General features: G+C 27.2%; 8 protein-coding genes. All 8 read right to left on the bottom strand.

Features of this window, described 5'->3' with window-relative positions; genetic code table 11:
* Nucleotides 1-159: 159 nt before the first annotated feature.
* On the bottom strand, nt 160-1,596 hold the full coding sequence (locus B3J31_RS10740; protein ID WP_346873975.1) for an RNA-binding domain-containing protein: 1,437 nt from the start codon (nt 1,594-1,596) through the stop codon (nt 160-162).
* A gap of 246 nt (nt 1,597-1,842) precedes the next feature.
* Nucleotides 1,843-2,664, bottom strand: coding sequence for an Rpn family recombination-promoting nuclease/putative transposase (locus B3J31_RS10735; RefSeq protein WP_346873976.1), 822 nt, complete (start codon nt 2,662-2,664; stop codon nt 1,843-1,845).
* An 83-nt stretch (nt 2,665-2,747) separates the two neighbouring features.
* Nucleotides 2,748-3,200, bottom strand: a complete 453-nt coding sequence (locus B3J31_RS10730; protein ID WP_346868475.1) for a HepT-like ribonuclease domain-containing protein — start codon at nt 3,198-3,200, stop codon at nt 2,748-2,750.
* 2 nt (nt 3,201-3,202) lie between these two features.
* Nucleotides 3,203-3,604 carry a nucleotidyltransferase domain-containing protein gene (locus B3J31_RS10725; RefSeq protein WP_346868476.1) on the bottom strand — a complete coding sequence of 134 codons (402 nt, stop codon included), beginning with the start codon at nt 3,602-3,604 and terminating at the stop codon, nt 3,203-3,205.
* A gap of 239 nt (nt 3,605-3,843) precedes the next feature.
* Entirely contained in the window at nt 3,844-4,923 is a 1,080-nt protein-coding gene (locus tag B3J31_RS10720) for a hypothetical protein (protein WP_346873974.1), read from the bottom strand.
* Nucleotides 4,889-7,384, bottom strand: a complete 2,496-nt coding sequence (locus tag B3J31_RS10715; protein WP_346873973.1) for a UvrD-helicase domain-containing protein — start codon at nt 7,382-7,384, stop codon at nt 4,889-4,891. Before B3J31_RS10715 ends, B3J31_RS10720 begins: the two co-directional genes overlap by 35 nt.
* The gene (locus tag B3J31_RS10710; protein ID WP_346873972.1) at nt 7,374-8,531 is read right to left on the bottom strand and encodes a hypothetical protein; all 1,158 of its coding nucleotides are present in this window, start codon (nt 8,529-8,531) and stop codon (nt 7,374-7,376) included. The genes B3J31_RS10715 and B3J31_RS10710 overlap by 11 nt, the downstream gene beginning before the upstream one ends.
* 2 nt (nt 8,532-8,533) lie before the next feature.
* Complete coding sequence (locus B3J31_RS10705; RefSeq protein WP_346873971.1) at nt 8,534-8,965, bottom strand: hypothetical protein; 432 nt, start codon at nt 8,963-8,965, stop codon at nt 8,534-8,536.
* Nucleotides 8,966-9,293 lie beyond the last annotated feature (328 nt).

Here is a 9,293-nt window from a genome sequence, read left to right as displayed (position 1 = left end):
CATATAATAATTTCAAACCCCGATGGGGAAAACCAAACCTCTCTCAGCCTACCGGCTCAGCATAAATGCTGATTACGCAAAAAAGAAGAATACATAAATATTCTTCTTTCATTGGGCATTACTCCTATAATTAGAGACTAGCCTTAATTTGCTAGTCTCTTAATTTTTTTTAGAATAATATTTTTGTTTTGGACTTGTAGGCTTATCTGGAATTGTTAATTTTAGCAACCCACCTTTAATCAAAGGATTTAAAATCTTTGTTCTAAAATATTCTCTGTGATGTAAGTTTAGAAATTTTTGCATTTCATTTCTTGTTCTTGGAACTTTGCAAAACTCTAAAAGTATCTTTGTTTCATTGTCAGCTTGCTCGGTAGCTTGCTCGGTAGCTTGCTCGGTAGCTTGCTCGGTAGCTTGCTCGGTAGCTTGAGGTATCAAAGGAATTATAGTCTTAAAAACATCTTCTTCTATAAATGTTGGAATAGCACCAGAATATATCTTATTATATTTAGTAATATTTCTTACACCTGAACCTAACTCATCCACCCATCCTATTTCTTTAAAAAACTTTGCTATGGTTGGATTCTTTGGAAATGGGGAAAAATTTTCGGGATCAATAATTCCATTACCATGAGACTTATTACTGTTTTCATCATAAACTCTATCTTTTTCTATAACTAGCTTTGCCGGAAATGGATTAGCAAATTCTCTATGAATGAGTAAATTTGAAACAACTTCTCTAAAAATTTTATCCCTAAGGCTAATCCTTCTATCGCCTTCAAGGTAAAAATTATCATTCAAATGTTTTGAAACAAACTGCATGAGACGTTCATAACTCTCTATCAGATTAACCCTAATATCGTCCCTATCATCATAACGATCTATATTTATTCTTCTCAAAATAGCATCAGTTCTATAATGAGGCAATGCTGCATGAATTAATTCTTCACTCCCTAAAATCAAAATGCCTCCAAGAGTTATTCCTTCTTCACCACTCTGAGGATCCTTAAGATATAGACCTGCACTTTTTAATAGTTCTAAATCGTTCATTGATTTCCAAGGATGATTTGCTCTTTCATTAGCAGCCATTTTCCTAACTTTTATTAAAAGTTCAGATTTGAGTTCAGATATTTCTGCAAAAGGGAAAATTCTATTTTCTGTATACGTCCCCTGCTTTCTCATGTACATTCCTGAAACAAGATTTGTATTATCCGTTATATCCAAATCTCCATCTTCATTTCTATCAAAAATCTTACCATTACATCTATGAACCTGTGAGCTCTCTGGTACAAAGATATAAAGTATTGTTTTTCCATCAATCTCTAATTCTTCAACAGATAAATAAAAGGTTGGGCTTATTTTCTGTGGATTATTCATAGAAGTCACAAAATCCTTCTTAACCTTATCTATGGATTCTGAAGCAATACCTATAACATTACCCTTGTCTTCAACACCAAGAAACAAGTGTCCTCCATTTCTATTTAAAAATGCACATACTGATTCAAAGACATCCTTATTTAATTTTTTATGACTCTGTTTAAACTCAACAGTCATACTTTCTCCATTACTGAGGAATTCCTTTACTTTATCAACTTTCACATATATCAACTTCCACTCTTAATTTTTATTTGCAACTTTACAACTATATCATATATTATACCTCATATAATTTCAAACATATCAGTTCTACAAATTTTACTATAAAATTCAAACCCCGGTGGGGAATTTAAAATTCTTCTAGCCTACCGGCTCAGCATAAATGCTGATTACGCAAAAAAGAAAAATACCTAGATATTCTTCTTTCATTGGGCAGTGCTCCTAGAATTAGAGACTAGCTTCAATTTGCTATTCTCTTAATCTTTTTACTTCTTCTATTGTTAACCCTGTTTTTATAGAAATAGTTTCATCATCTAAAATATCTAATAAGTTTTTAGCTATCTCTATAGCTTTATTTTTTTCGCCTTTTTCGATGCCTTTTTCGATGCCTTCCTCTATTCCTTTTTGAATTCCTTCTTCTCTTGTTTTTTCAAAAGTTTCTTTTATTGTCTTTGAAATGTTAGAAGTCATGATAGCCACCTCCTCTTTATTTGCAATTAAAAGATCTTCTATTCTTTCTCCTAATTTATCTTTAATTTCATCTGATAAAGTATTCTTTAGCCAACGCCTTAACATGATTTTTTGTTCTTCACTTAAGGTATTAAATCCTATGGCAATATCCTTAACTCTACTTATAAATTCTTCAATATCAACTTTTTGATCTAATAAAAACACTGCTGATGCTATATTCTTTAGTTCCATTAATTGTTCTTTTTCATATTTATTTATATCTATTAATATATACTCAAAATCAATTATGTTATTTCCAAATAATTCACTTTTACTTATAACATTTTTAAACTTTCGCTCTACTGTCCACTTATATTCACCATTATATAACACTATAGGAACTATTGATGGTAATTTAAAGTCTTTGCTTTTTACTTCTACTTTTTTAGTGTTTTTTAAAACTTCTCTCCATATTTCTGTCATATATAAAAATAATCTTATAGGCATACTATAATCCACATATGACTGAAATTCTAACAAAATATAAAATATAACTTCTTTATTTTCTATTGTTGCTTTATAAACTATATCAGATTCTAACTCCTCATAATCTGAAAGAATGTATGACTTACTTATATTATAACCAAACTCATTAAAAACTGCACTATATTTTATGTTGTTTCTAGCTTCAATTTGCTATTCTCTTAACCTTTGTCACTAACAACTAATCTTATTTTTTCAGAAGATGTTTCTAGAAATAAATCTAAAGTTATCATTTCAGATTTGCATATAGCTATAATTCTTTTCCTTGCTAATTTCCTTTGATAATAATCATGAGTATATCTATTCCTAAGTCTCACTATTCCTTGAAGTTTCTTAGAATCCTCTGAAGATATGAATCCAAAGTTTGATGATAATTCTAATATATCTACCCCTGATTTATTAGGTATATAATTTTCTGTTGCTACTAAATATGTTTCACACATATCTAATATAAATTCACAGAAAGAATTAAAGTAAGATATCATGGCTTCATCTACTATTTCATCATCACTATTTGGATTTCTCTTTAAACATTCTCTTATTCTCACTAAAAAGACTTTACTTTCTACAAGCTTTTCTTCTAGCTTTTCTTTTTTATATTTATAATAAACCATAACTACAATCCTCTCTCTTTTAGATGATAGTCTCTTATAATTTCTAAGTTTTCTCTATCTCTTTTAAAACATGAATACCCTAGTATATAATCCAAATACTGTTCTTCCTGTAATATGATTTTATTAGGGCTTGATATCATAATTTCTCCAAAGGGGTAAATAAAATCATTAATGAAGGTAATATGAATATTTTCATGATTAAAATACACTGATAAATGATTAGTTAAATAATCTTCTATTTCCATTTCCCTATTCCATTCTAACTCTTTATTAGTAAGAACCATAACATCTATGTCACTTCGCTCCTTGTCCCAACAGCTTTCATTGTAACTTCCAAAAGTACATAAGGCTATAACATCATAGAGCATATCAATATCTATTCCACTATCTTTAATTAATTTCATAATATCCTCCATTCTCTAAATCTACTTATTTATATTATAACCAAACTCATTAAAAACTGCACTATATTTTATGTTGTTTCTAGCTTCTTCTATTATCAAACCCCAGTGGGAAACTCAAACCTCTCTCAGCCTACCAACTCACCATAAATGCTGATTGCAGAAAAAAAGAGTTCCTGGAATTTAATGTAATGGGGTCTGACCCCATTACATTAAATGGAAGGGGGTCTGACCCCCTTCCATTATTTGGACTTCAATGCAAAGCTTCTAATATTATTCTTGCTCCATTCTGAGAATATTTCGCTGAAAATCTCTTTGTAGCTTTTATTCTCTTCTTGAATTTCTTTTGCAAAAGCTATTATTTCTTTATTTTGATTTATAATTTCATATAATTGTTTTTTTAAGATGCCATTTTCTTCTTTTAAGTTGTTATACATTTCATAGGTATTTTTTTGATTTTCATGGGTGGTTGGTACTATCTTATCATTTATTAATTTTTTAATTTCTAACAAGTTGTTTGAGATTGCTTCTTTATCCTTTTGCAAGGCTTCTAATTCCTCTCTTAATTGTGATATTTCTTCTAGAAATTCCTCTTTTAAATAATTAGTTAAGCCTAGGGTAGTCTTTTTAATATATACTATATTATCATTAAAGGTACTGTTAAGTTTGCTAAGGTTATTTTTAACCATGTCAATTTCTTTTCCAGAAATCATATTTATATTTTTTACTAAATCATTTATTTCTTTAACTTTTAAAGATTGAGTAGTTATCTTATCTACTAAACCTCCAAGTCTATTAGAAATAGTATCTAAGTCAACATCAGTGTAGGCACTATTTACCTCATTTATTTTAACCTCTATTCTTTTTAATAGAGACTTAATGTCACCTTGGGAATCTATAAATGAATTAAGATTACTTTGAAGTTGTCTACTTTCACTTATGTGTTTATTAAAATTACTTATATTATTACTTATATGTTTAGAAATTTCTTCTACTGTTTTTAAACTTATCTGCTCATTTACAATACTACTTTTAAGGCTATCTTTTAGAGTAGCATTTAAATTATAGTATCTGTTACATACATCTTCCAAACCTTCAACCTTATGGTGTATATCATTATAAAACCTTATACATTCCTCAGTAAATTTATCTGTTTTTAATGCTATTTGGTTTTCATTAAAGGTACTATCTATAGATGATAGTATTTCAATTAAGTTGTTAGTAATACCTTTTAAGTTTTCAGCATTATTAGATAAATCTGAGATATATTCCAAGTTATTATTAATTTTAGTTAATTCTTCTATTAAACTTTTTTGATTCATTTTTTAGTACCTCCAGCAACTCTTCATAATAGTAATTGGATATTTTCAATTCATAAGATTTATCTTGTAGCTTTTGCAGTAAATATACAGTTAATAACTCCAGTACTTCATTATTATAAGATTTATAAGGCTTATGGTTTTCTAGTATTTCTGTAAATGAATATTTTTCTATTAATTTATAGAAATATTTTATTGGATTCTTTAACTTTACAATTCCATTTAATTTATCTTCTAAAGTGTTAAATTCTCTTAACATGTTAAAGGATAAGTCATCCTTTGTAATATTCTCATATTCATAGTCATCTGATATATTTTTTAAAATCATATTAAAAGCCTCTTTATATTTTCCTTCTTCATATTCCTTAAGACTCAACACTCTATAATAGTCATTTTTATAACATGTTCCAGCCTTTTTATAATTATTAGCAGCTTGTTCATATTTATGGTTTTTCTCATAGGTTCTAGCATTAACTAAGTATTCTTCTATACTTGAGGCTTCTAATAAATGAAGTTCTTCTTCAGAAAATACATTGACTTCTTTTATGAAATCCTTAAATTGCTTATATACACCCTTTACATCTTCCCTTTCAATAAAACATATATTTTCTTTTGCTCTAGTAATAGCTACATATAATAAATTGAAATAGTATCTATATTTTTGACTATATATATTGGTTTTGTCCCAATAACCTTCCTTAAATATGTTATTAAAATACTTTAAATTTGAAGAAACTAAATTATAGCAGATAATATATCTTTGCTCTAAGCCCTTAAATTCCCTTACCTCAAATATATCTAATTCACTATATTTATCTCTCAATAGATTTTTATCCTTGTCACTACTAACTAATACTGTAATGTAACTTTTTTCAGTGGCTATATTGAAAAATTTATCTAACTCATCTGAATTAATATTACAGAAAACAGGAAAATTTCCCCTCTCTATAGCTTCTTCCTTTTCATGGATCTTCCCAAACCTACCAAGCTTTTTACATCTTATTTCTTCCAATCCATTAGCTAAATTAAGAATCTGCTGTTGATTTCTATAATTTACTCTTAAATCCTTTCTAACAGGCTTTATTCCCAAAGAGTAAAACAAACTATTAATTCTTTCATCAGAGTAAAAGGTAGAGTTGACTATTTGATTACTGTCTCCTGATATAAATACATTGTTTTTATCTTCAACTAAGTCCATAAAAGTATAAAGTTGTAAATCCGTAAAATCTTGAGCTTCATCTATAATTATATAATCATACTTATTCTCCAAAGTATTCTTTTTCAATAATTTATAGCATTCATTGTTATCGTCTATATAGTCCTTTTTAAGCTGTTCTACCAGGAATAATTTATCATAATATTCCTCTGCAAACTTATAAATAATCTTTCTGGCATCTTTATTAAAATAAGAGTAATCCTCTGGCAAATCTAAGTAAAGTTTCTTTGATAAAATATCTTTAACTTGATCTTTACCTTTCATGGCTCTGACGAAATCCTTACCCATTCCCCCTTTAATTTGGCCTCTAATTTCACTATATACATCAAAGGAATCATATTTTTCTTTTATTTCCTTGTCATATTTACTTTTAAAATTATTATCAAATATTTTTAAATCCTCATACCAATTTTTAAATACATTATATGTTATTAGCTTTAGTCTAGGAGCTTTATTGAAGGAGTCTTCTTTAGTATAATCATTGAACAAATTTTCTAAGGTAATAAAATCTACCTTATTATGATACTTTTCAATGGTTATATTTTTAAAATCCTCTTCCATTTTATCCTTTAACTCTTTAGTGTAGGTGATATAAGCAATCCTTTCACATTTATCTAATAAACTTAAAAGTTTATAAAAACTAACTGTGGTTTTACCACTGCCTGCTGATCCTGTTAAAATAAATGCTTTTCCATTACTTGCAACAATAGCTTCCTTTTGACTGTGATTCATTCTATAAAGATATTTGTCTTCATACTCTTTATTTAATATTTCATTATATTTATCATAATTAATTATGTTTTCCATTCCAAACTCTAAGGTTTGTAAATCAAGATATGAATAAACAATTTTTTCATATTTATTATATTCTATTTTATCCTCTAAAATTTCACCATGTTCCATTGGTTTAATGTAACTTTTATCTATTTCTATATTCATAGAATTTAAATGTTTAATAGATTTATTTACATCATTATGTTTTTTGTAGAATAAAAATAAAATTTTATTATAATTATCTTCTTCTCCATCATGAAGATAGGAAAAAATAATACGATCACCAATATTCAATCTAAATTCATAGGTATTTTTATATAAACATGACAGCTTTTTTGTCCAAAATCCCTTTCTTAGGCCTCTAATATCCCATTGATAATCTATCAATTCATTGTAAAACTCATTACATTTATTTATTACCTCTTCATACATACCCTTTGGTATACTTTTAAGAAATTTGTTACTATAGGCCAAATTTATCATCTCCACTTACTATAGCCATGATGCTATTTATGGATTTATAGCTTAAATCCACATTTTCAATTAGATTAACCTTCTTAATAAATCTTTCTTGATCTTTAGGGTTTCCATAGGTTGAACTATAATTTCCCTCTGCCCTTCTAAGAGCTTGTTCATAGATATTACTAATAATATGACTATTAATATCCAAGGTGGCATAGGCAGCTTTACTTATAAATTCCTCTATGTTACTTTCATATTTCTGTCTTAAAGTTTTATTAGATCCTATGATAAAATTAATATAAAACCATACAGCAGGTAAAAACAGTATTAATCCAGGAGGTATGGCTTTTTCTAGGTTATATTTTTCATTTTGAAAAGATTCATTATTTTTAGCTACATAAATTGTGGTAATTAAAGATTCAATGTGAATAAAATTTATATCTCTTAATCTAATTAACCTATCCTTCTTTGATATGGAACTTATGAAGTCTTCTGTACCACTGGCAAAGATATAATTATTTTCTTTTAAGTTTTCAATATATGTGTTATTTTCTTCATAGCTATCTTTATTAACAAAGACAAAGTTTACTGAGGGAATCTTTTCTTCAAAGTTACTAAAATAACCTGTTATATTAACTAAATTGAAGATTTTTTTATCCACGCTATTAATATATATATGCTGGATTTTATGGGCTATATCATCTTTATTCTGAAGTTGATCTAATAGTAAATTAGAAATGTATCTTTCAAGTTCTACATTGTTAAAATTATGATTTAATTTATTAATCCTCACTAAGCTTGGTGAAGGATTATTAGTTATAATTAATTTATCTCTTATAATATGATAATAGGGAAAGTTAAATTTATCATATAACATGTTTATGAAATCCGTAATCAATAATTTTGAACCTATTAAATTTAAATCAACCTTTTTTTCTTTAAGATGAAAGTTTAATAAAGTATTATAGTTATTTTGAAAATCAAAGGTTGAGAATATATTTTTTCTACTCTGGAAAGGTGCAACGGTAAGTATATCATTTACTTGTGTTATTATAGAATTTTTAAAATTCATTATAGCTTTCTTATTGTTATCTAATTTTCTTAACATTACTGAATTTAATAGCAGTGTGTAATTTTCATATAATAATTCTTCTCCCATTATTACCTCTTTATTATTAATAAAATTAAAATAATTAAACTTAATACTATATTTCCGCCAAGTAAAACTAATAACTTATTTTGAAAACTTCTTAATGAATTTCCAATAGTTAACTTTATGGAATTAAAGAGATCTTCTTTATTTTTCGAAACTATTTCTATAACATAAGTATTTAACTTGTCTACATTTTCATTGATATTCTTAGCTGCATTTTCTATAGATACTGCAGTAGGTGTAATCTTATGATCTAGTTGAGACAAATGATTAACTGACTTATTGATACCCTCTAGGTTTTCTTTAATACTTCCACTTACATCTATCATTTTATTGTTTAAATCATTTACATTTTTATATAAGACATTTTTAAAAATTTCATTAGTAATAGAATTTATAAGGGTATTAAACTCCTCTTTTATAGATTGAGGATTGTCCATTCTTTACACTCCTTTAGATTTATATTTATTGCAACAAGGACTTAAATGGTGTACAAGGCACAAAGCCCTTGTCATGGCGATGGTTTTACATAAACTACATGTAATTAATGTAGTCTCTGATTTATTACTAATATTATATTCTACATGGTGATTGTTTATTATATTCTGTATTATAATTGCTTAAAATAAATTCAAGCCCCGGTGGGGAATCTAAATTCTTTCAGCCTAACGGCTCAGCATAAATGCTGATTATGCAAAAAAAAGAAGAATAAAAAATATTCTTCTTTCATTGGGCAGTGCTCCTAGAATTAGAGACTAGCTTTAATTT

Origin of the sequence: Clostridium sp. UBA5988, from assembly GCF_002435615.1 — a bacterium.
Classification (GTDB): domain Bacteria; phylum Bacillota; class Clostridia; order Clostridiales; family Clostridiaceae; genus Clostridium_J; species Clostridium_J sulfidigenes.
The sequence above is the reverse complement of the archived record's forward strand: the minus strand, read 5'-3'. Positions and strand labels throughout refer to the sequence as shown.

Coding starts and splice junctions, on each gene's coding strand:
- B3J31_RS10730 (WP_346868475.1), bottom strand. CDS start 3,200: ATGGTTTATTATAAATATAAAAAAGAAAAGCTAGAAGAAAAGCTTGTA.
- B3J31_RS10725 (WP_346868476.1), bottom strand. CDS start 3,604: ATGAAATTAATTAAAGATAGTGGAATAGATATTGATATGCTCTATGAT.
- B3J31_RS10720 (WP_346873974.1), bottom strand. CDS start 4,923: ATGAATCAAAAAAGTTTAATAGAAGAATTAACTAAAATTAATAATAAC.
- B3J31_RS10710 (WP_346873972.1), bottom strand. CDS start 8,531: ATGGGAGAAGAATTATTATATGAAAATTACACACTGCTATTAAATTCA.
- B3J31_RS10705 (WP_346873971.1), bottom strand. CDS start 8,965: ATGGACAATCCTCAATCTATAAAAGAGGAGTTTAATACCCTTATAAAT.